Source organism: Microbacterium sp. AC215 (assembly GCF_979258645.1).
This window is the reverse complement of sequence record NZ_OZ409869.1, coordinates 3084494-3108688: the sequence shown is the minus strand read 5'-3', so window position 1 is coordinate 3108688 and position 24195 is coordinate 3084494. Positions and strand designations below refer to the sequence as shown.

Genomic DNA, 24195 nt, shown 5'->3' with positions numbered 1-24195 from the left:
GCAACGAACAGCGCGCGGCGGCAGTGGTGGACACTCCGGAAGGAGTCTGGCAAGATGCGACGCCCGGACCGGCCCGCGGTCTCAGCTGCCCGGGCTCACGATCCCGAGTTCGTAGGCCAGGATCACCGCCTGGACGCGACTGGGTAGATCGAGCTTCACCAGGATGCGGCCGAAATGCGCCTTGACCGTCGACTCGCTCAGATGCAGCGTCTGCGCGATCTCGCTGTTGGTGAGGCCGCGCGCGACCTGCAGGAAGACGTCACGTTCCCGCTCGGTCAGCGCCGAGAGCGCGCCCTCACGGGCCCCGGGGTTCGGCGGCGCGAGGTGCGGCAGGGCGACCTCGATGAGCTTCGCGGTGATGCGGGGTGCGACCACCGCATCCCCGGTGGCGACCGTGCGGATCGCGGCGACGAGCTCGGCCGGTCTCGTGTTCTTGAGCAGGAACCCGGCGGCCCCGGCCTGCAGGGCTCCGAAGGCGAACTCGTCGAGATCGTACGTGGTCAGCACCAGCACCCTGGTCCGCGGCAGACGCGCGGCCAGGTCCTGCGTGGCCCGGATTCCGTCGATCCCCGGCATCCGCACATCCATCAGGATGACGTCGGGGGTCAGCGCGATCGCGGCCTCGACGGCGGAGGCGCCGTCGGCCGCTTCGCCGACCACGTGCACGTCGTCCTCCGCCTCGAGCACGAGACGGAGGCCGTAGCGGACGAGCTCCTGGTCGTCGGCGATCAGCACGCGGATCCGATCGGTGGGTGTGTCCGGGGTCATCCCGCTGCCTCCGTCTGAAGTCGCACGAACACGCGCCAGCCGCCGCCCGGTCGGGGCCCCGCCTCGACGTGTCCGTCATAGAACGCGGCGCGCTCGCGGATGCCGACCAGACCGCGGCCCGGATCGGCGATCGGCACCACCGGCGCGGATCGATCCTCCACGAGGATCGACAGTCCGTCGTCGGCGACGCTGATCCTCACCAGCACGTCCTGCACCTCGCGCGCGTGCCGGAGGACGTTGGTCAGCGCCTCCTGCACAACGCGGTACACCGTGAGCCCGACCATGGCATCGGGGTCGATGGCACCGACCTGCTCGAACCTGACCGGCAGTCCTGCGCTGCGCGATTCGGCGATGAGGGCGGGGATGCGCTCCATGGTGGCCTGCACCCGCTGGCGGTCGACGGCGTCGGTCTCACCGCGGACGGAGGTGAGCAGGCGACGCATCTCGACGAGGGTGCGGCGCCCGGTCTCGGCGACACGTCCGATCGCACGACGCGATTCCTCGGGGCGCGATTCCGCGGATGCCTGCGCACCGTCGGCGACGGCGATCATCACGGCGAGGCTGTGGGCGATCACGTCATGCATCTCCCGCGAGATCCTCTCGCGCTCGAGGACGGCGGCGATGTGCGCTTCCTGGTCCCGCTCTCGGCGCATCTGCTCCGCGCTCTCCACGAGTGCCTGCAGCTCGCGTCGCCGATGGCCGACGTCGAGTCCGACGAGGGTGGCGATCAATGCGACGGCGATCACGACCGCGCTGATCCCGAGCCAGTCCAGTGGCCAGGCGTCCACGTCGACCCGCGGCGCCAGCCCGAGCAGGGGCGGACCGACGCGCACCCGGATCGCGAGCACCAGTGCAGCGATCGTCCCGGCCGCCGCCGCGGCGGCGAATGCCAGCCACGCCCGCTGCGGGCGGGCGACGACGCCGCTGCGGTACAGCGCGCCGACGACCAGCACCGCTTCGGCACCGGAGCCGCCGGCGAACGACAGGGGCAGGAGCACGAGCACGACGATGAAGGCCGCCAGCGGATGCCGTCGCGACACGAGAACCGCTGCGACGCCGGCGACGAAGAGCGCCACCAGCGCCCACGCCGGAGTCGTCAGCGAGGACTCGACAGACAGATAGCCGAGCACCAGCGAGACGGCCGCGTAGACCCCGAGCATCGCGAGGTCTGATCTCCGCCCACTCATACGTCTCTCGTGCGCAGATCGAGCGCACCCGCGGCGAGCGCGACCGCTGCCCAGATCGAGGCGATGAGCCAGCCAGCGCCGACGCTGATGTGTCCGGCCCACAGGTCGAGGAACGGTCCGCCCTCCGCACCGACACGGCTCATCGCGTCGCCCGCGTTGCCCAGCTGTCCGATTCGCAGGATGCGGGAGATCAGGCCGTAGGGAAGCAGCGACGTGAGCACGGGAAGCAGCAGAGTGGCGAGGAAGACGATGATCGCGCCTGCGGTCGTCGACCGCACCAGTGCCCCGATTCCCACGCCGAACAGCGCGCAGAGTCCGAGGTACGCGGCCGAGCTGAGAAGGGCGAGCACGACTCCCGGCGCGGCGAGCGGTGCCGCGAGGCCGAACTGCGCGTAGATCGGTGTGGTGAGCGCCCACGCGCTGAACACCGTGATCAGGGCGACAGCCGTGACAGCGGAGGATGCGACGAGCGCTTTCGCGCGCAGTATTCGCAGCCGGTCGGGCACGGCGACGAAGGTGGGCTGAATGGAGCCCGATGCGTATTCGGCCCCGATCAGCATGACTCCGAGGATACCGGCGATGATCTGCCCCAGAACGACGGTCGGCACGGTGACGTCGGCCATGGTGCGTTCGATCGACGGCACCGACGGCGCCCCCGACGATTCCAGCGTCACGCCGAGGAAGAGGCTGCCGCCGATGCCGATCAGGAAGATCCCGATCAGGGCGAGCGCGGCGGAGGGAAGACTGAACAGCTTGATCCACTCCGAACGGAGCACGTGTCGGAACGCGGGGCGGCAAGTGCGGGCATCCGCTCGTCGGGGACTCGTCGTGATGGTCATCGTCGTGCTCCTTCTTCGGTGTGCTGCGCCCCGCGCGGTATTCGGTGTCGGTTGCGGTGAGGGCGAGGTAGGCGTCCTCGAGCGACCCCTCGATGGTGGCGATCTCATGCAGCACGATCCCCGCGTCGGCTGCCCTGCGAGCGATGTCCTCCGCGTCGAGGTTCTCGATCTCGAGCGCGCCGTCGACCTGCGACGCGACCGTCGCCTCCGGCCCCGTCAGGAGGGCCGCCAGTCGGTCCGCCTCCCGCGTCCGGACGCGCACCACAGAGCGCGTCGCACCGGCGACCACCTCGTGCAGAGGTCCGTCGGCGAGGATCGATCCTCGCCCGATCACGAGCAGATGGTCTGCCGTCTGGGTCATCTCGCTCATCAGATGCGACGACAGCAGCACCGTCTTCCCCTCCCCCGCCAGTTGCCGCAGCAGAGCCCTGATCCACAGGATGCCGTCGGGGTCGAGACCGTTCACCGGCTCGTCGAGGATGATCGTCTGCGGATCCCCCAGCAGGGCGGCGGCGATGCCCAGCCGCTGGTTCATGCCGAGCGAGAATCCCCCGACTCGCCTGTCGGCCACGGCATCCAGACCCGCGATCCCGATCACCTCCCGCACTCGGGCCGCACCGATCGCGTGCGTGGCGGCGATCGCGAGCAGATGCTTGTAGGCGGTGCGGCGTCTGTGGGCCGACCGGGCGTCGAGCAGGACGCCCACCTCGCGCAGCGGCGCGGGCAGATCGGCATAGGGGCGACCGTTCACCTCCGCCGTGCCGGCCGTCGGCCTGTCCAGACCCACGATCATTCGCATGGTCGTGGACTTGCCGGCCCCGTTCGGCCCCAGGAATCCGGTGACCGTACCCGGTTCGACCGTGAAGTCGACTCCGTTCACCGCCACCCGCTCGCCATAGTGCTTGGTCAGAGACTGAACTCGGATCATGTCGCGCCTTTCGTCATCTTCGACGCTACGAACGGCTGCGCACGGGCACATCGGGCTGCGGTCCTGAACAGGGCGAGCGGGCAGTACCTGGGTCTACAGAGGGATGCCACCGGTGATCCCGCCCGAATCGGCCTCACCCGCTTCGGATGAGCCGATCGCACATTCTCTGGCCGACCGGTGCGCGCACTGCGATACTGAGCGCAGAATCTCGATGACCGCCTTCTCACGTGCCGGTTCCACCCGAGATGAGGAGCGAGATGGCGAAGACCCGTTCGTCCGACGCACCGGGAGCACCTGCAGCACCGCACCCGGTCGCACCTGATTTCGTCCTGCGGCGCAGTCGAGGAAGGGATGCCCGGATCCGCGCCCCCAGATCGGGCCAGGGGCCGTGGATCACACCGACGGATCGCGCCGATCCGATCGGGCTGCTGGAAGGCCAGGCGGCCTCACGGGTCGAAGAGCTCGTGCCTGTGCGGCACTCTCGGATGGCGGCTTCTCCGTTCGCCTTCTTCCGCGGCAGCGCGCTGCTCATGGCCGCGGATCTCTCGACGACACCTCACAGCGGTGTGATCGCACAGATCTGCGGTGACGCGCACCTGTCGAACTTCGGGCTGTTCGGCACGCCGGAGCGCCAGCTCATCTTCGACATGAACGATTTCGACGAGACGCTGCCCGGGCCGTTCGAGTGGGACATCAAAAGACTGGCGACGAGCTTCGCCGTGGCCGGACGCCAACGGCGCTTCACCGCCGCGCAGATCCACGACTGCGTCGAAGCTGCGGTGCGCGGATATCGGATCGCCATGAGCCGCGCTGCCGACGCGTCGGTCCTCGACGCCTGGTACGACCGATTCGACGCGGACCGCGCGCAGCGGCGCATCCGTTCCGCGAGGCGGAAGGGGCGGTCCGACGACGAGACGGTCGATCGGCTCGACGCCGCACTCGCCAGAGCGCGGAAGCGCGATCACGCGAAGTCGTTCTCGAAGCTCGTGGACCGCGAGGACGGGCAGCTGCGGATCCGGGGGAATCCGCCGCTGATCGTGCCCGTGGACGAGCTCGCCGCAGGCTACGACGGATTCGACGACGTGAGCGCGATGCGGGAACTGCTCGAGGAGTACCGACGGACTCTGCCCGGCGGTCGCCATCCCCTCTCCGAGTACCGCTACCGGCATATGGCGCGCAAGGTGGTCGGGGTGGGCAGCGTGGGCACCCGCGCGTGGGTGATCCTCCTCAGCGGACGCGACGACGACGATCCGCTGCTCCTGCAGGCGAAAGAGGCGCAGCCGTCGGTGCTGGAGCAGTTCCTCGGTCCCAGCGAATTCGATCACGCCGGCGAACGAGTCGTTCGCGGGCAGCGACTGATGCAGGCGGCCTCGGACATCTTCCTCGGATGGCAGCGCGTCACCAGCCTCGACGGCGTCACCAGGGACTTCTACATCCGCCAGCTCCAGGACTGGAAGGGCGGGATCGATCCCGAGGCGATGACTCCCGGAGGCGCCGCGCTCTACGCACGGGTGTGCGGTGAGACCCTCGCCCGGGCCCACGCCCGCAGTGGCGACCGCCTCGAGATCGCCGGATATCTCGGGCGCGGCCGAGGATTCGAGAGCGCCATCATCGCGTTCGCCGACACCTACGCCGACCAGAACGAACGGGACTTCGCCTCGTTCCGCGCCGCTTTGGATTCCGGGAGGCTCGCCGCCGCCGATCTCGAACGACCCGCGCCATGAGCACTCCGCTTCAGACGAGGCGCCCGGTCGCTGCGCATGCCGCGGGACGCAGAGCCCTGCGCGGCAGGCACGGCGTCCCCGGCTACGTGGCCGCCCTCGTGCTGCTGACCCTCTCCTACTGGCTCTGCGCCGTCCAGCGCACCACGAACCCGAGTCCGTCCGCCTTCCTGCTCATCCTCGCCACGGTCGCCGTCGTCTTCCACATCACCGCCGTGCGAGCCGTCATCCAGCACGTCGCGTGGATCGTGCTGGCCACCGCCGGCGTCACGACGATCGTCGCCACGCTCGTCGGGGCGGAAGGGCGGATCCTGGACGTCATGTTCTCGGCCGCATCCATCGCCGCTCTTCTAGTCGCTCCGGCCGCGATCGTGGCTCACCAGGCGCGGCGGCGTGGATTCAATCTCGAAGCGCTGATGGCGACGATCACCGCCTACCTCCTCGTCGGCATGCTGTTCACCTTCGTCTTCAACCTCGTGTCGCTCGTGTCGAGCGCTCCGATGTTCGGCGACGGGAGCGAGGACTCGCTGTCGAATCAGCTCTTCTTCTCCTTCACGACGCTGACGACGACGGGATACGGCAACCTCGCACCGGTGACATCGGGCAGCCAGGCGGTCGCCGTCGCCGAGGCGATCACGGGCCAGCTGTTCCTCATCACCGCGGTCGCGCGCATCATGCGCGACCGCAGTCTTCGACCGGCCACCCGGCCCGACTCTCGCCAGGAGGCGTCATGAAGAGGTGGAACGTCGTCATCGTGCTCGGCAGCGCGCAGTTCGTGATGGTGCTCGACGGCACCGTCATGAACGTGTCGATCTCGACGGTCGTGGACGACCTCGACACCACCGTGGCCGCGATGCAGGGCGCGATCACGTTCTACACGCTGACGATGGCGGCCTTCATGCTGCTCGGAGCGAAGCTCGGCGATGTGTGGGGTCGGCGGCGAGCCTTCGTGATCGGATCCTGCGTGTACGCGGTCGGCTCGCTGGTCACGGCGGTGAGCCCGAACGTGCAGACCCTGTTCCTCGGCTGGTCGGTCATCGAGGGGCTCGGCGCCGTGCTGGTGATACCCGCCATCGCCGCGCTCGTCGCCGACAACTATCAGGGACGCGAACGGGTCACCGCGTTCGCCGTCATCGGCGCGGTCTCCGGGGCCGCGGTGGCCGCCGGTCCGCTCATCGGGGGCTTCGTCACGACGTACTTCGACTGGCGCTACGTGTTCGCTGCAGAGGTGGTGATCATGATCGGGGTGGTGCTGTACGCCCGGATCATCACCGACGCCACCGAGCGGGTCCGCATCCGCATCGACCTCCTGAGCGTCGCGCTGTCGTCAGCGGGCCTCGTCGCTGTCGTCTTCGGGATGCTGCAGAGCAAGGTGTGGGGATGGATCGTGCCCCTGCGCATCCCCGTCATCGGGGGCGTGCCGGTCGCGCCGCTCGGCATCTCGCTCGCGGCGTGGCTCATCGTCGTCGGCGTGCTGCTCGTCGCGCTGTTCATCGCCAGGCAGCGGATGCTCGTGCGCGTCGGGCGTCAGCCCCTCGTCACCGTCGAGATGTTCCGGATCAGCTCTCTTCGCAGCGGTCTCTCGGTGCTCGGCGCGCAGTACGCCGTGACGGCGGGACTCTTCTTCATGGTGCCGGTGTACCTGCAGATGACACTCGGGCTGGATGCCCTTCAGACCGGTATCAGGATCTTCCCGCTCTCGGTGGCCCTGGTGCTGTTCTCCATCGTCGGCACCGCCCTCACGAAGCGGATGTCCCCTCGCACCATCGTGCGGATCGGTCAGCTCCTTCTGGTCTTCAGCGCGCTGGTGCTGCTCGGATCGGCGACGAGCGACCTGCGCAGCGGCCTCTTCGCCGTCGGCATGTTCCTCTCGGGTGCGGCTCTCGGGCTGCTCGCCTCGCAGCTGGGCAACGTCAACATGTCGAGCGTGAGCGCGAAGGAGACGAGCGAGGTGGGCGGTCTGCAGGGGGTCTTCCAGAATCTGGGATCATCGCTCGGCACCGCACTCATCGGGTCGATCCTGATCGGGGCCCTGTCGACCTCGTTCGCCTCCGGAGTCGCCGCGAGCGACCTCTCCGCGACGACCCGCGCCTCGGTGGCCGCGTCGACCGAGCACGGCGTCACGATCGTCCCCGCGTCGGCCGTTCCCGCGATCGCCGAGGAGGCGGGGCTCAGCGCCGACGACGCAGAAGCACTGGCCGAGATCTACCGCGAATCGCAGCTCTCCTCGCTGCGTGTCGCGTTCTTCGGACTCATCCTCATCAGCCTCTTGGCGCTGTTCTTCTCGCGCGGCATCCCTCAGGAGATCGAGGTCCGTCGACGACGCGAAGACAGGGTCGTCGACGGATGACCGGGCGGTCCTCAGACCGCACGGTCATCGCCGGCGCTCAGAGCCGCGACGCCGCCTCCCGCGCACCGCGCACCGCGATCGCGACGCTGGTGAGGGTCGGATTCATGGTGTTGGCGGTGGGGATGAGAGCGTTGCCGCCGACCACGAGGTTGTCGAAGCCCCACACCCTCGAATACGGATCCGCGACGCTGGTGCCGTCGTCGTCGGTGCCCGCTCGCATGGTTCCCATGTAGTGCAGGCTCGACCCGTTCGGCAGCAGCCGCGGCTCGGCGATGAACGTGCCCAGGGCCGCACCGGCGCGACGCAGATGCGCCGTGGCATCCGAGATCTCCGCCTCCTCGACGTCGGTGAGGGCGTACTCGATCGTCATGTTCGGCAGACCGCGGTAATCGAGCTCGTCGTCGTCGAAGCGCACCCCGTCCTCGATCCGCGGATGCTTGCGCACTCCGTACCCCATGTTGACGTATCCCCAGCGGTTGCCTGCGTGCGGGTGCGACGCGTCGAGCGGGAAGGGCGGGTTCTCGGCATACATCACCTGCAGCGAGAAGGGATGGTCGGGCTCCGAGAACGGGATGCGGTTCACGGCGGCGACGGGATCCGCCGGGTTCGTCGCGCGGCGGGCGAGCTCGCGCTCGAGCTCGTCGTCCGTCACGAGGTCGGCCATCCGGTCGCCGTCGAGCGACACGGTCGAGATCACCACGTGGTGCTCGGTGAGATAGCGGCCGAGGGCCGTGGGGCGGATGCCCGATGCCCACAGCAGCTGCGGCGAACGGAAGGCGTCGGCGGCCACCACGACGAGGTCCGCGGGAAAGGACGACGTCTGCCGGGTGCGCAGGTCCTCGACCACGACTCCGGTCGCGCGGCTCCCGTCGTGCTCGATCCGCCGCACCAGCGAGAGGTCGCGCAGTGCGAAACGGGCGCTCTCGTCGGTGCCCGGCTCGATGAGCGGACCGAGCACCATGTCGGCGCCCGCCCACACCATCGTGCCGTCGGGCTGGGGGTCGCCGGCGATGGGCAGAGTGCTCACGCCGTATCCGTCGGGGAGCTCGGCGGCGAACTCACCCTCGAGCAATGCGCGGATGGCACTGCCGATCGGCGAGTCGGCGAAGGCCGCACCCTGGTGATGCAGCAGCTCCTCGGCCGTCGTGATCAGCTCTTCCCACTCCTCGTCGTCGATGAACGGGAGCTTCTCGCTGAATGCCGGACGCGGGATCGCGCAGGTCCAGTGCGATCCCTGGCCCCCGACATTCGTCGCCGCCGCGACAGCCGGGAACGTCGGGGCGTGGGCTGATCCCTCTCCGCCGAAGTCGAGCAGGTGGGTCCCCTGCCGCGCCGTGAACATGCCCTCGACGACGACTCCGGCGGGGATGCCCAGAGACTCGCGGAAGGCGCCCGCCTGCGGACCCTGCGCCATCTCACGCGCGCGAGCCTTCTCCTCGGGATCGGCGATGTTGCGGACGCTGGCGCCCGGCCGCTCGGTGATCTGCGGTCCTGCTTCGAACATCACGACCCGCGCGGTCGGATGACTCTGCAGGATCACGCGCGCGTAGGCGGAGCCGATGGGTCCGCTGCCCACGATCGCGACGGTCGGATGCTCGGAGGCGGTGTTCTCAGACATGGTTGTTCTCCCGGTGCGTGCGGATTCAGGCGGTGACGGATTCGACGGAGGCGATGGGGTCGTGCTCGTCGGCCAGACGTCCTCGGGGCATGAGCAGCGCGACGACGAATCCGATGGCGTAGGCGACGGCGAGCGCGGCGAACACCGGTGCGAAGACATCGTGGTAGATGCCGGCGACCTCGATCTGCAGGGCCGGGTCCGACACCTGCACCAGCTGCGGGGTCAGCGCTGTCGCGTCGAGCCCCGACGGCAGGAGCGCTGCGACGCCGAAGCCGACGACGCCGCCGATGACGGCGGTGGTCACAGTCGCGCCGACCTGTCGCACGATGTTGACGGTCGCCGTGAGGGTGCCGGTCGCGCTGCGCGGTGCGGCGCTCTGCACGACCGTGACGATCAGGCTCATGAACGCGCCGGTGCCGATGCCGACCACGAACATGACGGCCATCGGCGCCCACAGCGGCAGGCCGACCGGCAGCAGCGCCATGACGGTCAGGCCGGCGGCCCCCAGAGCGGTGCCGACGATCGGGTAGACCCGGTAGCGGCCGGTGCGGCTCGCGAGGAAGCCGGATGCCAGGTTGCTCAGCAGCATCCCGAACACGGTCGCGATGGGCACGAGCCCTGAGACGGTCGCCGTCGCCTGGTACGCCATCTGCACGTAGGTCGGCAGGTAGGCGGTGATCGAGAAGAGGCCGACGCCGATGATCGCCGAGAGCGCTGTGCCGACCGCGATCGTCCGATTCGCGAAGAAGCGCAGCGGCACGATCGGCTCCTCCGCCCGCAGCTCGGCGAGCAGGAACGCGGCGAAGGCGACGAGGGCCGCGGCGAAGGCGACGACCGTGGCGGTGCGCAGCGCCGGGTCGGCCACCCACGAGACGGCGAGCACGAGGGCCACGAGCGCGGTCGTGAAAGAGACGGCGCCGGCGATGTCGAACCGGCGCAGCGCGCCCGGTGCGATGCGCGGCACCGCGACGAGAGCGAGCGCGAGGGCCGCCACACCGACGGGGATGTTGACCCAGAAGACCCACTGCCAGCCCCAGAAATCGGTGATGAGCCCGCCGAGGACGGGACCCACGAGGATCGCGATGGGGAAGGCGGCCCCGATGACCGCCATGTACTTCGGACGCTCCCGCGGCGAGGTCACCTGGGCGATGATCGTCTGCGACATCAGTTGCAGACCGGCGGAGCTCATGCCCTGCAGCACTCGTGCCCCGATCAGCCAGGGCATCGTCTGCGCGAAGCCGCAGGCGAGTGAGGCGAGGAGGAACACGACGAGCGAGGTGAGGAACACCGCTCGGGGGCCGACCACGTCGCCGAGCTTGCCGAGCACCGGAAGCAGCACGGTGCTCGCGAGCGTGTACCCGACCACCACCCACCCCATGTGTTCGAGGGCGCCCAGCTCACCGGCGATGGTGGCGAGGGACGTGGAGACGATCGTGTGGTCGAGCGCACCGAGGAAGGACACGGTGAGCAGCGAGACGACGAGGAGACGCAGACGCAGCGTCGAGAGTGGAGGCATGACCGATGACCCGATCGATCGGGCAGTCGACGCGACTTCGTGTGCCCCGCTCGCAACGTCACGAGCGGGAACGGGTTCGAGGAACCCCGGCGCCGAGTTCAGCATACGGGATCTTTAGTCGGTTTTCAACTAAAGTGCACGCCGACGCGCACGGGATCGGCTCCTGGCACGCGGCACCGCGGGCGCGGTGACGGGCGCGCCCACTCTCCCGACGAGTTCACCGATCCCCTCCACCACCATGCGCACCACGTCGCCGTCGACGAGCGGAGGTGGCGTGAGCGCGCCGTTGCGCCCCCACAGCTCGCCCAGGCACCCGCCGTTGCCGACCGTGCCGCTGCCCAGGACGTCGCCCGGCACGACCCGCGAGTTCCGCGAGGCATAGGCGACGAACTCGGGAAACGGCCAGCCGGCGTTCGAGACGAGGTCCTCGCCGATCAGCTCGTCGTTCACGAAGACCTCGGCGCGGATCGCGAGGAAACCGTCGTCGTCGAGATACGGCTCGAGCTCATCGGCCGTGACGATCCACGGCCCCAGGCTCATCCCGAAGTCCTTGCCCTTCGACGGACCGAGGCGCACCTTCATCTCGCGGGCCTGCAGGTCGCGGGCCGACCAGTCGTTCATGATCGTGTATCCGAAGATCAGCGAGGCCGCCGCCCCGGCGTCGAGATTCGACTCCCCGACCCCCGGGGCGCCTCCGATCACGACCGCGACCTCCAGTTCGAAGTCGAGTCGTTCGGTCACCGGCGGATGCAGCACCTCCGCGGGCCCCAGGATCGTGTGCGGGTTGCCGAAATAGAAGGTCGGCGCGTCGTACCACTCCGGCGCCACGTCGCTCTTGCCCTCGACGCCGGCACTCACTCCCTCGACGTGCTCCTCGAAGGCCACGAAATCGCGCACCGACGCGGGCACGACCGGAGCGAGCAGGGTCACCTCGGCGAGCGCCGCTCCCATCTCGCCCTCGACCTCGCGGTGCAGGTCGCGCGCGGCGTCCAGCCCGAGCGCGAGCACATCGGCCACACGCAGCCGGCGCGGGAAGGAGACCACCCGATCGCCCTCGACGAAGCCCTCGCCGACCTCGCCGTCGATGCTCCAGCGGGCGATCCTCATGCCCGCACCCGCCGCCCGAGAAGCTGTGCGGCGTTCTCCTCGAGGATGCGGTCGACGACCGCGGCTTCGAGCCCCGACCCCCGCACGAAGTCGACCGGGTCGTCGAGCCCCATGTCGAACGGATAGTCGCTGCCGAGCAGCACGCGCGACTCCCCCGCGACCTCGATGAGTCGCCGCAGCGCGTCGGGGTCGTGCACCACGGTGTCGAACCAGATCTTCGAGAGATATGTCGAGGGCGCGTGCGCGCAGCGCTGAGCCTCGGGACGCACCGTCCATGCGCGGTCCGAGCGCCCGATCGACAGCGGCAGGTAGCCGCCGCCGTGGGCCGCGACGATCGTGAGCTGCGGATGCCGGTCGAGCACACCCGCGAAGATCAGGTGCGAGAGCGCGACGGCGTTCTCGGCCGGCTGCCCGACGGTGTTCGACAGGTAGAACCGATCGAGTCGTTCGTCGAGGCTGCAGCCGAACGGATGCAGGAAGACGACGGCGCCCAGTTCGGCAGCCCGTGCCCAGAACGGCTCGAGTCGCTCATCCGAGAGCTCCACGTCGCCGGCGAACGACGAGATCTCGACACCGGCGAGACCCCGGCCGAGCACCGCGTCGTCGAGGCACTCGACGATGCGCTCCGGGTGCTGCAGCGGAACGAGTCCGAGACCGATGAGCCGCTCGGGCGCCTGCGCCACGTGCTCGGCGACCAGTCGGTTGGCCTCGTTCGCCGCCCACACGGCCAGCCCCTCGGGAGCCCAGGGGTAGAAGTGGTTGGGTGAGGCGCTGACCCACTGCACGTCGACGCCCTGCGCATCCATGTCGGCGAGACGCACCGGCACGGACGTGAGCTGGGGGATGCGCGCGCCCACCATCGGGCCCGAGACAGCCAGGCTCTCGGCACCGTTCCGAGTCAGCTCGAGTGCGGCGGCCTCGCGCACGAGGTCGGGCACGCGTCGCTCGACCTCGGCCTGCAGCGACGGCAGCAGGACGTGAGCATGGACGTCGGTGGTCATGCCGGTGCCGCCATCTTCTGCGCGATGCCGAAGATGAGTCCGCCGGCGTCGGCGTCGCGATCGTGCTCGAGCTGCCAGCGGCCGAGCTGCACCGAGGCCTCGACGACGGCCTGCGCGCGAGGCAGGCGACGCGCGTGGAACTCGTCGAACAGCGAGTCGTCCACGGCATCCCGCGTCGTCAGCAGCTCGGTGAGCACGAAGGCGTCCTCGAGCCCCTGCGCAGCGCCCTGGGCGATAGTCGGAGGGCAGGAGTGCGCGGCGTCGCCGATCACGATCACCCGCCCGCGGTTCCACGGCGCGGGCACGACGTGCTGGGTGAACCAGGTGTAGTTGGCGACGGCGCCCGCCTCGAGATCGGCGCGGATCGAGTTCCACGGACCGTCGTAGGCACGCGACGCCTCGAGCATGATCTGCGTGGCCTCCTCGCCGGAGACCCCGAAGCGATCCTGCGCGTCCTCCACGAGGAACGCGTACATGGTGTCCTCACCGGTCGGCGTGTACCCCGCGATGTACATGGGCCCGCCGTAGTAGAGCTCGGACCGTTCGACGTCGGCGGGGCGCGAGACGAACGCGCGCCAGATGCCCATCCCGGTCGGCTCCGGCTTGGTCTCGATCCCGACGAGGTCCCGCACGGCGGAGTGCAGCCCGTCCGCGCCGATCAGCAGGTCGTACTCGCCTGCCGACCCTCCGTTCACGACGACCTCGACGGAGTCGGGACCATGCTGCTCGACTCCGGTGACCTTCGCACCGAAGCGCACGTCGGCTCCGGCCGCGCGCGCGTGCTCGAGCAGGATGCTCGTCAGTTCGGCGCGAGGCATGCCCATAGCGGCCGGGTAGTCGGGGCCTCCGGTCTTGACGTCCGGCAGCGCCGCCACGATCGGGGCGCCGGGACCGGGTGCGCGCAGATTCAGTCCCTCGAACGGGAATCCCGCCGCGCGGATGTCGTCCCACGCGCCGAGCGCATCGAACACGCGCAGGGCGTTGCCCTGCAGCGAGATGCCGGACCCGAGGGTGGACGGCGCGTCCTTCGCCTCGAAGACGTCGACCTCGACGCCGGCCTTGGCGAGCTGGATGGCGGCGGCGAGTCCGGCGACGCCGGTGCCGGCGATCGCGACCTTGCGAACTGCGGTCATGAGCAGAACCTCTCTGTTCTGGGTGATCGTGCGGGTGTGAGTGGACTAGAGGATGGCGACGGGGTTGACCGGCGAGCCGACGGCCCCCGTGATCGGGAGCGGCGGCGCCGACAGGAGGAAGTCCCACCGGCCGCGCTCGGCACAGGCCTCGGCGAGCTCATCGAGGTTCCACATCTCGCCGATCGTCAGGCCGAGGTTCGGGATGACGACCTGGTGCAGCGGCTGGAAGGCCGGCACGTCGAACTCGTTCGGACGCACCTCGAACCCCCAGGTGTCGGTCGCGATGGCCGCGATCTCCGTGCGATGCAGCCACCCCGCGGTGGTCAGCGACAGTCCGGGCGCCGGTCCCCCGGCATAGTCGCCCCAGCCCTCGCGGCGGGTGCGTGCGTACTGTCCGGTGCGGACCACGACGATGTCGCCGCGCCCCACGACGCTGGAAGCGCCCTGCGCGGCGATCGTCGCCTCGATATCCGCGACCGTGATGGCGTGACCGTCCGGCAGCTCACCGGTCTCGGGGAACAGGTGTCGGCCGACGTCCAGCAGCACCCCGCGCGAGACGATGACGGATGCCGCGTGCTCGATGCCCGTGACGAGGTCGCCCTCGCTGGTCACGACGTCGCCCGCCCGTCGCCCGTTCCAGGCGTTGCCGTGGTCGAAGATGTGGCCGAGGCCGTCCCACTGCGTCGAGCACTGCAGGGGCATCGCGATCACGTCGTCCGCCCCGCCGATGCCGTGCGGAAAACCCTGGTTGCCGCGCTCGGCGTCGACACCGGTGTCGGTCATGGTGTGCACCGGGTTGGTACGCCTGCGCCACCCCTTCTGCGGGCCGTCGGTGTCGAAGCGCTGCGAGAGCGAGACCACCCGGCCGGAGGACACGAGCGACGCGGCCTTCACTCGAACGGCGTCGTCGATGAAGTTGAGGGTGCCGAGCACGTCGTCGCTCCCCCAGCGCCCCCAGTTGCGATAGGCCGTCGCCCGGGCCGCGATCTCGGACTCGGGGTCGGCGCGGTCGAGATCGGCCGGATTCTCGGAGGGCGTCCCCATCACGAGGCCCCGTCCGTCTTCTGGGCCACGCAGCGCACGACCTGGGTGCCGAGGTTGGCGATCGTGCCGGTCATGACGTCTCCGTCGCGGAGGAACCGCCGCCAGTGCTGGCCGTTGCCGGCAGGGCTGCCCGTCAGCAGCAGGTCACCGGGGTACAGCGGGTGGGTCTGCGACGCGGCCGAGAGCAGCGCCGGGATGTCGAACAGCAGATCGCTGGTCGATGCGTCCTGCATCGTCTGCCCGTTGAGGTCGAGGCGCACCGCCGCGTCACTCGCCGAGACGAACGGTGCCGGTACGAGGAACGGACCGGTCGGCAGGAATCCGGGTGCGTTCTTGGCCCGATACCAGTCGGTGCCGATCTCCTTCATGTCCTTGCGGAAGACCAGATCGCGGGTCGTCACGTCGTTCACGATCGTGTAGCCGGCGATGTGCTCCCAGGCGTCCTCGCGCGAGACCTGGAAGGCCTCCTTGCCGATCACGAGGGCGAGCTCGAGCTCCCAGTCGTGCACCTCGCTGTACGCGGGCAGCACGAGGGGGACGTCGTCCCCGACGACCGCGGCGGGCAGGCCGATGAAGAAGTAGGGCTCGCCGTTCGCCTTGCGGTCGTCCATCATGGTGGCGGCGAACTCCCGCGCCTCGTCGGGCGTGCGATCGGAGTTCTGGGTCAGGCCGGCTGCGACGAGCTCGATGACGTGCTCGCGGTAGTTCGCGCCGGTCTGCAGCACCTGACGCGGCTCGACGGGAGCGGTGAGGGTGACCTCCGCGAGCGGGATCCACGGCCCGTCGCTCCGGGCGATCGCGTGCAGTCTGTCCCAGTCGGGGGCCGCGAGGAACTGGTTGAGCCCGTCGGCTCCGAGCTCCTCGGACGAGAGCGGGCGGATGCGCTCGCCGACCGCGAGGCCGAGACGCACGCGCTCGTCGTCGCGATAGCGCGCCAGTGCGAAGGGTGCGTCGGGTGCTGTTGTCGTCGTCGTCATCGTCGGTCGATCCTTTGTCGTTCAGTATGGCTCCACGGAGGTTCCGGGGCGGACGTCGACGTCCGCCCCGGACGGGCGCTCAGCCCTGGCCGTGCTTGGCGTACGGGTTGAAGAGCGCTTCCTTGATCTCGTCGGGCACGCCCTCCTCGGTGGCGGAGGGGCCGTCCGCGGGCGGGAACGACTCCGTCATCGACATCGGCATCGCTCCGTTGCGGTAGAAGTTGTTCGAGCCGAGCGAGGGCTTCCAGGTGTTCGCCTCCCAGTCCGGGACGTAGTTGCGGTAGCCGCCCGTGTTCAGCTCGATGCGCAGCGTCGACGGCTCGCGGTAGTAGAGGAACGTCTGCTCCCCGATGCCGTGGATGTTGGGGCCGTATTCGATCGGGATGCCGTTCTCCATCAGGGTGTCGGCGGCGATCAGCAGCTCTTCGCGGGTGTCCACCCAGAACGCGTAGTGGTTGACCCGACCGGCGCGCGTGGATCCGTCGAGCACGACGCCGAGGTCGTGCGACTTCTCGTTGGTCGTGAGCACCGAGAACACCGAGATCGGCGCCTCGTCGAGCACGGTGCGCGCCATGAAGCGGAAGCCGAGCACGTCGACGTACCAGGCGACGAAGGCGTCGACATCGCTCGTCGCCACCGTGACGTGGTCGAGCTGACGCGGGGCGCCGGCGATCTTGCTGCGCTTCTCGGGACGGTCGGGGTAGATCGAGGCGGCGTCCGTCGTCGACTGGTGGCGCTCGACGTCCCAGTGGAGGGTCATGTCGTGGCCGAAGGGACCGGTGAAGCGGTAGGCACGGCCGATCTTGAATCCGTCGATCCACTCGCCCTGGATCCCCGCGGCCTCGATGCGCTTCGCGGCTTCTTCGAGCGCCTCGGCGCTGGACGTGCGCCAGGCCATGGTCTCGAGAGACGGCTCGTCTCCGGGGACGACGACCACCGAGTAGGCGTAGTAGTCACCCCAGCAGCGCAGGTAGACGCGACCGTCTTCGCGGGCCACCTCGGTGAGACCGACCTGGGTCTTGTAGAACTCCACCGATGCCTCGACGTCCGGCGTCGTGATCGCCACGTAGGACAGGTGGGAAAGCAGCTTGATCATCTTCGATCCTTTCGTGGGGGCTTTGGGACCTGCCCCGCGATCTACTTTTGTCGGATATCGGCTATTCAGGAATCCCGATGTGGCTATGCGCGGAATCAGCCTCGTTTATCCGTTCCCCACATCCCCTCAGCGAGCTGCACGTCGTGCCGGAACTCCCGGACATCCGCCGGAAGCGTGCCCTGCAGCGCTGCGTCGATCGCTCGACGGAGTGCGAGCCGCTCACCCGACTCATGCCGCCGAGGCAGGCGCAGCACGCCGTCGGCGCTGCTCGACTCCACGCTTCTCACATCGGTCGCCGCGTCGAGATCAACCTCGATGCGCGTCTCTCCGACGGCGAGTGCCCGGAGCCGCGGTCGCCCTCGGCCGACCAGCGCCGAGACCGTCAGCGCGGCCGCCGTTCCCGACGTCGGTTCCTCGAGCAGGGCGATCAGCCCGTGCGGCAGCGCCGCTACCGTCCGCAGCACGAGATCGCCTCCGCCGAGCACCCGCAGCCAGCCGACCGCATCCCTCGTCAGTTCGCCCATCGCTGGCGCCGCTCCGGCTGCATCGACGGTCAGCTGACGCGCCGGGACGGCGACCGCCGCGTCGGCGACGACGTCGGCCCGCAGCCACGGACGGTCCAGCACCACCGGTGCGCCCTCGGCGACAGCCTCGAGATCGCCGATCTCCGCCGGATCCGTCGGGACCGGATTCCCGACGAGCACCGCGACCGCGCCCCGGCGCACGGCCTCGACCGCCCGCCCCGGCCACCCCGAGGCGCCGTCGACCACGACGACCGCACCGGAGGCCGTGGAGGTCGCACGCGCTCGCAGTGGCAGCTCGGCGAGTGCCGCCGCATATCCGGCCGTCGCTCCGGTGACCCCGATCATCGCGTCATCCCCTCGCGCACGGCGGTGGCTGCGGCATCCGCCAGGTCGATCGCGTAGTGCGCATCGGCGAGCATCTCGTCGTACTCGACCGCGTCGGCGCCCGCGGCGAGCGACGCCATCGCCCGCCACTCGGCCAGATAGCCGTCATCGGGCAGCGGCGGGTACTCCGACACCCGGCCGTCGACATGGCGCACTCGTGCTCGCGCGCTGCCGTCGTGCACGAAAGCCGGAGGGAACTCGATGTCGATCAGATCGCGTCCGGTCGCGACCGAGAAGCGCCAGAGCGCCTCCGCCCCCTCGCGCAGCATCACCGCGGTGAGGCGGACGAGCACGTCGCCGGCGATGAATCCCACGCAGTACCCGATGGGGGCGACGGGACGCGCGAACACCACCCGATCGACACGCGGCGCGAGGTCTCGCAGCAGGGGGAGATCGTGGATGCCGAGGCCGAGGATCAGCTGCCGGACCACGGCCGAGGAGAACCCCGGATCCTTCCAGTCCGGCGCGGGTCGGGCAGGTGCGGCACCCGGCAGTGACTCCGTGACGACGTCGTGGTATCGGCCGTTCGGCGGCAGCGCGACGGTGATCGAGACCGCGCGCACCGGAGCCTGCTCGGCGGCGATGTGATGCCGAGCCCTGCCCCATGCCGGATCGAAGAGGTGATTCGTCCCGACGACGAGCGCCGTGCCGGCTCGACGGCATGCGTCCATCGCGGCATCAGCGTCGTCTCTGGTGAGCGCGATGGGTTTCTCGCACAGGATCGCGCGCACGCCGGCGGCCACCGCATCGAGTATCTGAGCCGCATGCTGCTCAGGGGGCGAGCAGATCGCGACCACCTCGACCTCGGGATCGGCGAGAAGCGCCGCCGTGCCCGCTGAGTACCGCGCTCCTGTGCGCTCGGCGAGGGCCTCGGCTCGTCCGCTGCCGCCGTCGGCGATGTGCACGACGCGGAACAGCTCCGGGAGGCGATCGAGGGTGGGCAGATGCAGGGCCGACACCCCCGGGCCCGCTCCGATGATTCCGACGCCTCTCGTCATGAGATCGTTCCTCTCGGGAAGCATCAGGCCTCCATCAGCTTATGTTGAAACTGTACTTAAGTCTGTCCGCGCACGACAATAGATGACGCGATGAACGCGGAATCCGGCAGACCCTGTGTGAAAATCGGGTATGGCTAGTGAGTCCACCCTCCGATTCGGCGCGCAGACCGATGAGATGACGAGTCTCCTGCGCATCGTCAACCTCGTTCGCACGGGCGAGGCGGTGACCAGACCCGAGATCGGTCGCCTGACCGGACTGGGGCGAGGCGTCGTCGCCCAGCGGGTCGACCACGCGATCGAAGTCGGGTTCCTGCAGGACGGGGAGTTCGCGCCGTCGTCCGGCGGCAGAGCGCCACGCACGCTGCGCTTCCGCGCCGAACGCGGGCGAGTGATCGTCTGCGCGCTCGGAGCCCTGCACATCCACGTGGGTCTCGCCGACCTCGACGGCGCGATCCTCGCCGACTCGCATCGCGCCTGGGACATCGCCCGGGGACCCGAGGAGACCCTCGACGAGGCGATGTCGATGATCGACCGCCTGGTCGCGGAGGACGCCGCGCCCGGCACGCCCGTCTGGGCCATCACCGTCGGCGTTCCGGGCCCCGTGGACTTCACCTCCGGCCGCCCGGTCGCGCCGCCCATCATGCCCGGCTGGAACGGCTTCGACATCCGCACCCGGTTCGAGGAGCGCTTCGACGCCCCGACATGGGTCGACAACGACGTGAACATCCTCGCCTTCAGTGAGCGCGAGCGTCGCGAGAACGACAGCATCGACCTCATCTACTGCAAGATCGGCTCGGGAATCGGCGCCGGGCTCCTCTCTCGTGGGCGCGTGCATCGCGGCGCGAACGGCGCGGCCGGTGACATCGGTCACGTGCGCGTCCTCGACTCCGAAGAGCTGTGCCGGTGTGGCAAGGTCGGCTGCCTCGAGGCCGTGGCCGGGGGCTGGGCGCTCGTGCGCGACGCTCAGCGGGCGCTCGACGAGGGCGGCGGTGGAGCTCTGGCGAAGCGGGTCGCCGACGGAGAGGCAATCACGCCGGAGTCGATCTCCCGCGCCGCCGAGGGCGGCGACGCCCTCGCGATCTCCCTGATCCGCAAGTCCGCGCGGGTGGCGGGCGAATCGATCGCGACCCTGGTCAACGTGTTCAACCCGAGCATCATCGTGATCGGCGGCGCCGTGGCCGCCGCGGGCGAGCTCTTCCTGGCGGAGGTGCGGCAGCGGGTCTACGAGCTCTCCCTGCCTCTCGCGACGCGCGACCTGTCGATCGTGAACTCGCTCAACGACCAGCGCGAGCCCCTGCGCGGTGGCGCCGCGCTCGCTCGGGAAGAGCTGTTCGACGAGACCTTCCCCCGGTGGTTCGCCGACGGGGCGCCGACGGTCGCGCGCATCCACTCGGTGGACTGAGTCCCTCACTCTCGCACTTCTTCCTATTTCAGACATAAGCAGGTATGTTCTGAACTGAAGTCGAACGAGAGGCGTCGAAGATGATGCATGCCATGCCGGGCGAGTGCTCGGATGCCGCCGCAGACCACAGAGGCGCACCGTGCTCGACGCGCTGACGGCGAGTTCGCTCGTCGAGGATGCGACCGGCGCTGTCCTCAGGCTCGCACTGCCGTGGATCCGGGCGCTGCCCCTCGCCGCCGTGCGAGACGTCGAGGTGCACATCGACGGCGTGCCGGTTCCGCACCTCCGTGTCGTTCTCGGTCAGCGCGACATCGCGCCCGCCGACCTCGCGCACGAGGACGGCTGGTGGTTCGTGCAGGACCGGCTCGCGCTGCGGCTCGGACGGCGTCTCTCCGCGGGCACGCACTCGGTGCGGGTCTCCTTCCGTCTGGCCGTCCCCTACCTGCAGACGGGCCCGGACGGTCCTCTGATCCTTCCCTTCCACTTCGCCCGCGACCTCGACACCGTGACCCCGGGCGCCAGCGCCGATGCGGCACGCGACGTCGCCTGACCCGGAGACCGCACATGACGACCGCACTCCCCTCCGACTGGACGCTCTCTGCGAGCGCCTTCAACTGGTCCTCCGAGATCGTGCGTGCAGAGCGCACCGCTCCGGACATCGCGATCGGAATCGTGGCGGAGGGCATCGCCTCGGTCATCGAGGTCGAGCTGGGCCAGCTGTGGCGCTCCTATCCGGTGCCGACCGACGCCGAGGCCGAAGCGCTGCGCGAGTCGCTCGCCGCAGTGGGCGGTCGGGTGAGCATCGTCGGCGCGAGCATCGACGACTGGGACCTGCCTGCCCGACGGCTCAGCGACGCCGAGAGACTCGCGTTCCTGCTGCCTCAGCTGCGGGCCGCGCATCGACTGGGCGCCTCGGGACTCCGTCTGCCGATCGGACAGGCGGGTCCCGCGCTGCTGGCCGACCTGCTGCCGCACCTCCATGAGCTCGACCTCGTGCTGTTCGAAGAAGCGCAGGGCCGCCAGACCCCCTCGGCCCACACTGCGGACTACGACACCGTCGCGGCGATCGACGACCCTCGCGTTCGGCTGCTGATCGACATCAGCATGCTCATGCCGGCGCTGCCCACGACCTACCTCGAGCGCCTGAGCTCGGGCGGGATCCCGCCCGAGCTGATCTCCCGGCTCACCCACGACTGGCGCGAGGCCGAGACGCATGACGCCGTGATGGATCTGCTGCGGTCGGGCGGCGTGCCCGGCCCGGTGCACACGCTCTACATGGACATGCTCGTGCGCTTCGGGCGTTCGGATGCCGCGGAGCTGCGCGGCATCCTTCCGCTCGTCGGTGCCTTCCATCTGAAGTTCTGGGATCTGGACGACGCGGACCACCGCATCTCCACGCCGATCCGGGCTCTGGGCGCCGAGCTGGCGGGGCGCGACTTCCGCGGCACCTTCACGAGCGAGTGGGGCGGGCTCGAATGGCTCGACGACGACGCGGCCGAGATGACCCGCGCGCACCTGGCACTGGCCCGCACGGCGCTCGGGATCGGCGTCTCGTCGGCCCGCGTCTGACCGGCGCACGAACACAGGAGCACGAACACGGCGCACGAACACGGCCTCGAGCCTCCGGATCGGATGCTCGAGGCCGTCGCCTGTTCGAGGTCGCGGTCAGCCCTCGCGGTTGTAGTACGGCCAAGGCAGGAATCGACGGTCGCCGCGCCGATCCGGCCCCTCGAGGCTCACCTCGCCCGTGGCCGCCCACTCGACGCCGCGCGGGAACATCCTGATGAACTCGATGCGCCGGAACGTGTCGATGTCGTGACCGATGGTGATCGTGAAGCTGCGGCCCGAGCCGTAGTCGTTGATCCAGGCGATCGGCTGATCGGTGTTCATCCCGGGCAGCGCTGCGATGCCCTCCGCGGGAATCGCGACGGGATAGTGCGACATCGGCCAGACGGGCGCCTTCTCGTACGACTCGAGATCGTCGAAGGTCGTCAGCAGAACCTGCGCACCCTCATACAGCTCGACCCCGACGAGGATGTCGTCGCCCGTCACGGTCCACGTCTCGGTGATGCCGTCGGTGATCGCGTGACGTGGCTCCGTCGTGCGCAGCAGCGCCTCACCCCACGGACGGGGACGGATGCCGGTCGGCACGCTGAGCTTCGCACCGCGCATGACGTTGTACTCCTCGGGGTAGCCCCAGTCATCCTCCTGCACCGCCGAGCCGTGGAACCACACGATGCCCTTGCCCCGGTCGTGCACGAATCGCAGCAGCGCGGCATCCGTCTCCGGCCCGAAGCCGACGGCCCTGTCGTGGTAGCCGTCCCGCCCCTCGAAGACGACGATGATCACGTCGTATTTGTCGATGATCTCGGCGCCGAGGCCGCGCGGATCTTCGATCACGCGCACGCGGAAGCGCCCGGTGTCTTCGAGCAGCGTCGTCAGCCACTGATTGTGGGTGCGGAAGCTGCGGTGCTCGTTGTCGTGCTCGATCGTCATGTGCCCCGAGAGGATGAGCACGTTCAGAACGTCGGCCATCAGGCGGTCTCTTCGACCTTCGAGGAGAACGCCGAGTCGAAGGCGGCATCCGGAGGCGTGATCGCGGCGAGCCCGCGAACGAACGCGAGCGCCTCCGGGGCGCCGTGCAGGCGGTCCATGCCGGCGTCCTCCCATTCCACGCTCGTCGGGCCGGTGTAGCCGATCGCGGTGAGCGCACGGAACAGCGGCTCCCACTTCACGGCCCCGTGGCCGGTCGACACGAACGTCCAGCCGCGGCGCGGGTTGGCCCACGCGAGGTGCGAGCCCAGCACGCCGTTGCGGCCGTCGAGGTTGGTGATCGACTCCTTCACGTGGACGTGGAAGATGTGCTCGGCGAAGTCGAGCACGAACGCGACGGAGTCCAGCTGCTGCCAGACGAAGTGCGAAGGATCGAAGTTGAACCCGAAGCTCGTGCGATGCCCGATCGCGTCGAGGGTCGCCTTCGCGGTCCAGTAGTCGTAGGCGATCTCCGAGGGGTGCACCTCGAGAGCGAAGCGCACCCCGACCTCCTCGAACACATCGAGGATCGGATTCCAGCGGTCGGCGAAGTCGCGGTATCCGGCGGCGATGAACTCGTCGGATGCCGGGGGGAACATCGCCACGGCCTTCCAGATGCTCGATCCCGTGAAGCCGTTCACCGTGGCGACGCCGAGCTTCGCCGCGAACCGGGCGGTGTCCTTCAGATCCTCCGCGGCCCGCTGACGCACGCCCTCGGGGTCTCCGTCACCCCAGACCCGGTCCGACAGGATGTCGCGGTGGCGCACGTCGATCGGATCGTCGCACACCGCCTGCCCGGTGAGATGGTTCGAGATCGCCCATACCCCCAGGCCGTTGCGCTCGAGGATGTCGCGACGACTCTGCACATAGGCGTCGTCGTCCCAGCGGGAGACGTCGATGTGATCACCCCAGCAGGCGATCTCGAGTCCGTCGTACCCCCACTCCCCCGCCAGACGCGCGACCTCCTCGAACGGGAGGTCGGCCCACTGACCGGTGAACAACGTGATCGGACGTGCCATGAACGACTCCTTCGTAGAACGGATGGCGATGTGTGACTGCGGTGGGTGGAG

21 protein-coding genes and 1 pseudogene are annotated in these 24195 nt (G+C 69.5%); 6 read left to right on the top strand and 16 right to left on the bottom strand.

The genetic code is table 11. The annotated features are described in order from the left end of the window. Positions 1-81: 81 nt before the first annotated feature. The 4 genes and pseudogenes from ACZZZF_RS15035 to ACZZZF_RS15020 form a co-directional block, all read right to left on the bottom strand. Entirely contained in the window at positions 82-768 is a 687-nt protein-coding gene (locus ACZZZF_RS15035; protein WP_463499340.1) for a response regulator, read from the bottom strand. Continuing rightward, the gene (locus ACZZZF_RS15030) at positions 765-1955 is read right to left on the bottom strand and encodes a sensor histidine kinase (RefSeq protein WP_463499955.1); all 1191 of its coding nucleotides are present in this window, start codon (positions 1953-1955) and stop codon (positions 765-767) included. The genes ACZZZF_RS15035 and ACZZZF_RS15030 overlap by 4 nt, the downstream gene beginning before the upstream one ends. Then, positions 1952-2794, bottom strand: a complete 843-nt coding sequence (locus ACZZZF_RS15025) for a hypothetical protein (protein WP_463499970.1) — start codon at positions 2792-2794, stop codon at positions 1952-1954. The genes ACZZZF_RS15030 and ACZZZF_RS15025 overlap by 4 nt, the downstream gene beginning before the upstream one ends. A 31-nt stretch (positions 2795-2825) precedes the next feature. Then, positions 2826-3722: pseudogene (locus ACZZZF_RS15020) on the bottom strand (ATP-binding cassette domain-containing protein); the annotation flags it as partial. Between the two features lie 257 nt (positions 3723-3979). Here ACZZZF_RS15020 and ACZZZF_RS15015 point away from each other — a divergent pair. Genes ACZZZF_RS15015 through ACZZZF_RS15005 form a run of 3 tightly spaced genes read left to right on the top strand, consistent with a single transcriptional unit; the run spans position 3980 to position 7793 of the window. Beyond that, a complete protein-coding gene (locus ACZZZF_RS15015; RefSeq protein ID WP_072591803.1) occupies positions 3980-5446 on the top strand; it encodes a DUF2252 domain-containing protein in 1467 nt (488 codons plus the stop codon). After that, positions 5443-6177 carry an ion channel gene (locus ACZZZF_RS15010; protein WP_463499338.1) on the top strand — a complete coding sequence of 245 codons (735 nt, stop codon included), beginning with the start codon at positions 5443-5445 and terminating at the stop codon, positions 6175-6177. The genes ACZZZF_RS15015 and ACZZZF_RS15010 overlap by 4 nt, the downstream gene beginning before the upstream one ends. After that, the gene (locus tag ACZZZF_RS15005; RefSeq protein ID WP_463499337.1) at positions 6174-7793 is read left to right on the top strand and encodes an MFS transporter; all 1620 of its coding nucleotides are present in this window, start codon (positions 6174-6176) and stop codon (positions 7791-7793) included. The genes ACZZZF_RS15010 and ACZZZF_RS15005 overlap by 4 nt, the downstream gene beginning before the upstream one ends. Positions 7794-7830: 37 nt before the next feature. Here ACZZZF_RS15005 and ACZZZF_RS15000 read toward each other — a convergent pair whose 3' ends face one another. The 10 genes from ACZZZF_RS15000 to ACZZZF_RS14955 all read right to left on the bottom strand — a co-directional run bounded on the left by ACZZZF_RS15000 (position 7831) and on the right by ACZZZF_RS14955 (position 19191). Next, positions 7831-9411 carry a GMC oxidoreductase gene (locus ACZZZF_RS15000; RefSeq protein WP_463499335.1) on the bottom strand — a complete coding sequence of 527 codons (1581 nt, stop codon included), beginning with the start codon at positions 9409-9411 and terminating at the stop codon, positions 7831-7833. Positions 9412-9436: 25 nt separating this feature from the next. After that, the gene (locus ACZZZF_RS14995) at positions 9437-10927 is read right to left on the bottom strand and encodes an MFS transporter (protein WP_463499334.1); all 1491 of its coding nucleotides are present in this window, start codon (positions 10925-10927) and stop codon (positions 9437-9439) included. A gap of 129 nt (positions 10928-11056) precedes the next feature. After that, a complete protein-coding gene (locus tag ACZZZF_RS14990) occupies positions 11057-12034 on the bottom strand; it encodes a fumarylacetoacetate hydrolase family protein (RefSeq protein WP_463499332.1) in 978 nt (325 codons plus the stop codon). Continuing rightward, on the bottom strand, positions 12031-13035 hold the full coding sequence (locus ACZZZF_RS14985; RefSeq protein ID WP_463499329.1) for an amidohydrolase family protein: 1005 nt from the start codon (positions 13033-13035) through the stop codon (positions 12031-12033). Before ACZZZF_RS14985 ends, ACZZZF_RS14990 begins: the two co-directional genes overlap by 4 nt. Beyond that, positions 13032-14168 (bottom strand): FAD-dependent monooxygenase, encoded by a 1137-nt coding sequence (locus ACZZZF_RS14980; RefSeq protein WP_120493731.1) that lies wholly within the window; start codon positions 14166-14168, stop codon positions 13032-13034. Before ACZZZF_RS14980 ends, ACZZZF_RS14985 begins: the two co-directional genes overlap by 4 nt. Positions 14169-14213: 45 nt before the next feature. Continuing rightward, positions 14214-15212 (bottom strand): cyclase family protein, encoded by a 999-nt coding sequence (locus ACZZZF_RS14975; protein WP_320490568.1) that lies wholly within the window; start codon positions 15210-15212, stop codon positions 14214-14216. After that, entirely contained in the window at positions 15212-16189 is a 978-nt protein-coding gene (locus ACZZZF_RS14970) for a fumarylacetoacetate hydrolase family protein (protein ID WP_463499327.1), read from the bottom strand. The genes ACZZZF_RS14975 and ACZZZF_RS14970 overlap by 1 nt, the downstream gene beginning before the upstream one ends. A gap of 79 nt (positions 16190-16268) precedes the next feature. Beyond that, entirely contained in the window at positions 16269-17285 is a 1017-nt protein-coding gene (locus ACZZZF_RS14965; RefSeq protein ID WP_463499325.1) for a VOC family protein, read from the bottom strand. A 95-nt stretch (positions 17286-17380) separates the two neighbouring features. Continuing rightward, positions 17381-18154 carry a hypothetical protein gene (locus ACZZZF_RS14960; RefSeq protein WP_463499323.1) on the bottom strand — a complete coding sequence of 258 codons (774 nt, stop codon included), beginning with the start codon at positions 18152-18154 and terminating at the stop codon, positions 17381-17383. Further along, positions 18151-19191, bottom strand: a complete 1041-nt coding sequence (locus tag ACZZZF_RS14955; protein ID WP_463499321.1) for a Gfo/Idh/MocA family protein — start codon at positions 19189-19191, stop codon at positions 18151-18153. The genes ACZZZF_RS14960 and ACZZZF_RS14955 overlap by 4 nt, the downstream gene beginning before the upstream one ends. 130 nt (positions 19192-19321) lie before the next feature. Here ACZZZF_RS14955 and ACZZZF_RS14950 point away from each other — a divergent pair, with 130 nt between their 5' ends. The 3 genes from ACZZZF_RS14950 to ACZZZF_RS14940 all read left to right on the top strand — a co-directional run bounded on the left by ACZZZF_RS14950 (position 19322) and on the right by ACZZZF_RS14940 (position 22162). After that, positions 19322-20593 (top strand): ROK family protein, encoded by a 1272-nt coding sequence (locus tag ACZZZF_RS14950; RefSeq protein ID WP_187250194.1) that lies wholly within the window; start codon positions 19322-19324, stop codon positions 20591-20593. A 139-nt stretch (positions 20594-20732) separates the two neighbouring features. Continuing rightward, the gene (locus ACZZZF_RS14945) at positions 20733-21143 is read left to right on the top strand and encodes a hypothetical protein (protein WP_315985309.1); all 411 of its coding nucleotides are present in this window, start codon (positions 20733-20735) and stop codon (positions 21141-21143) included. A 14-nt stretch (positions 21144-21157) separates the two neighbouring features. Beyond that, positions 21158-22162, top strand: a complete 1005-nt coding sequence (locus ACZZZF_RS14940) for a restriction endonuclease subunit R (RefSeq protein ID WP_463499320.1) — start codon at positions 21158-21160, stop codon at positions 22160-22162. Between the two features lie 96 nt (positions 22163-22258). Here ACZZZF_RS14940 and ACZZZF_RS14935 read toward each other — a convergent pair whose 3' ends face one another. Together ACZZZF_RS14935 and ACZZZF_RS14930 are read right to left on the bottom strand one after the other, a co-directional pair. Further along, positions 22259-23128: a ThuA domain-containing protein gene (locus ACZZZF_RS14935; protein WP_187250192.1), complete on the bottom strand. Its 870-nt coding sequence runs from the start codon at positions 23126-23128 to the stop codon at positions 22259-22261. Continuing rightward, positions 23128-24144 (bottom strand): sugar phosphate isomerase/epimerase family protein, encoded by a 1017-nt coding sequence (locus ACZZZF_RS14930; RefSeq protein WP_463499318.1) that lies wholly within the window; start codon positions 24142-24144, stop codon positions 23128-23130. Before ACZZZF_RS14930 ends, ACZZZF_RS14935 begins: the two co-directional genes overlap by 1 nt. Positions 24145-24195: the final 51 nt, after the last annotated feature.

Bases quoted from the DNA above. Each gene is read 5' to 3' on its own strand.
- ACZZZF_RS15035 (WP_463499340.1), bottom strand. From the start codon at position 768: ATGACCCCGGACACACCCACCGATCGGATCCGCGTGCTGATCGCCGAC.
- ACZZZF_RS15030 (WP_463499955.1), bottom strand. From the start codon at position 1,955: ATGAGTGGGCGGAGATCAGACCTCGCGATGCTCGGGGTCTACGCGGCC.
- ACZZZF_RS15025 (WP_463499970.1), bottom strand. From the start codon at position 2,794: ATGACCATCACGACGAGTCCCCGACGAGCGGATGCCCGCACTTGCCGC.
- ACZZZF_RS15015 (WP_072591803.1), top strand. From the start codon at position 3,980: ATGGCGAAGACCCGTTCGTCCGACGCACCGGGAGCACCTGCAGCACCG.
- ACZZZF_RS15010 (WP_463499338.1), top strand. From the start codon at position 5,443: ATGAGCACTCCGCTTCAGACGAGGCGCCCGGTCGCTGCGCATGCCGCG.
- ACZZZF_RS15005 (WP_463499337.1), top strand. From the start codon at position 6,174: ATGAAGAGGTGGAACGTCGTCATCGTGCTCGGCAGCGCGCAGTTCGTG.
- ACZZZF_RS15000 (WP_463499335.1), bottom strand. From the start codon at position 9,411: ATGTCTGAGAACACCGCCTCCGAGCATCCGACCGTCGCGATCGTGGGC.
- ACZZZF_RS14995 (WP_463499334.1), bottom strand. From the start codon at position 10,927: ATGCCTCCACTCTCGACGCTGCGTCTGCGTCTCCTCGTCGTCTCGCTG.
- ACZZZF_RS14990 (WP_463499332.1), bottom strand. From the start codon at position 12,034: ATGAGGATCGCCCGCTGGAGCATCGACGGCGAGGTCGGCGAGGGCTTC.
- ACZZZF_RS14985 (WP_463499329.1), bottom strand. From the start codon at position 13,035: ATGACCACCGACGTCCATGCTCACGTCCTGCTGCCGTCGCTGCAGGCC.
- ACZZZF_RS14980 (WP_120493731.1), bottom strand. From the start codon at position 14,168: ATGACCGCAGTTCGCAAGGTCGCGATCGCCGGCACCGGCGTCGCCGGA.
- ACZZZF_RS14975 (WP_320490568.1), bottom strand. From the start codon at position 15,212: ATGGGGACGCCCTCCGAGAATCCGGCCGATCTCGACCGCGCCGACCCC.
- ACZZZF_RS14970 (WP_463499327.1), bottom strand. From the start codon at position 16,189: ATGACGACGACGACAACAGCACCCGACGCACCCTTCGCACTGGCGCGC.
- ACZZZF_RS14965 (WP_463499325.1), bottom strand. From the start codon at position 17,285: ATGATCAAGCTGCTTTCCCACCTGTCCTACGTGGCGATCACGACGCCG.
- ACZZZF_RS14960 (WP_463499323.1), bottom strand. From the start codon at position 18,154: ATGATCGGGGTCACCGGAGCGACGGCCGGATATGCGGCGGCACTCGCC.
- ACZZZF_RS14955 (WP_463499321.1), bottom strand. From the start codon at position 19,191: ATGACGAGAGGCGTCGGAATCATCGGAGCGGGCCCGGGGGTGTCGGCC.
- ACZZZF_RS14950 (WP_187250194.1), top strand. From the start codon at position 19,322: ATGGCTAGTGAGTCCACCCTCCGATTCGGCGCGCAGACCGATGAGATG.
- ACZZZF_RS14940 (WP_463499320.1), top strand. From the start codon at position 21,158: ATGACGACCGCACTCCCCTCCGACTGGACGCTCTCTGCGAGCGCCTTC.
- ACZZZF_RS14935 (WP_187250192.1), bottom strand. From the start codon at position 23,128: ATGGCCGACGTTCTGAACGTGCTCATCCTCTCGGGGCACATGACGATC.
- ACZZZF_RS14930 (WP_463499318.1), bottom strand. From the start codon at position 24,144: ATGGCACGTCCGATCACGTTGTTCACCGGTCAGTGGGCCGACCTCCCG.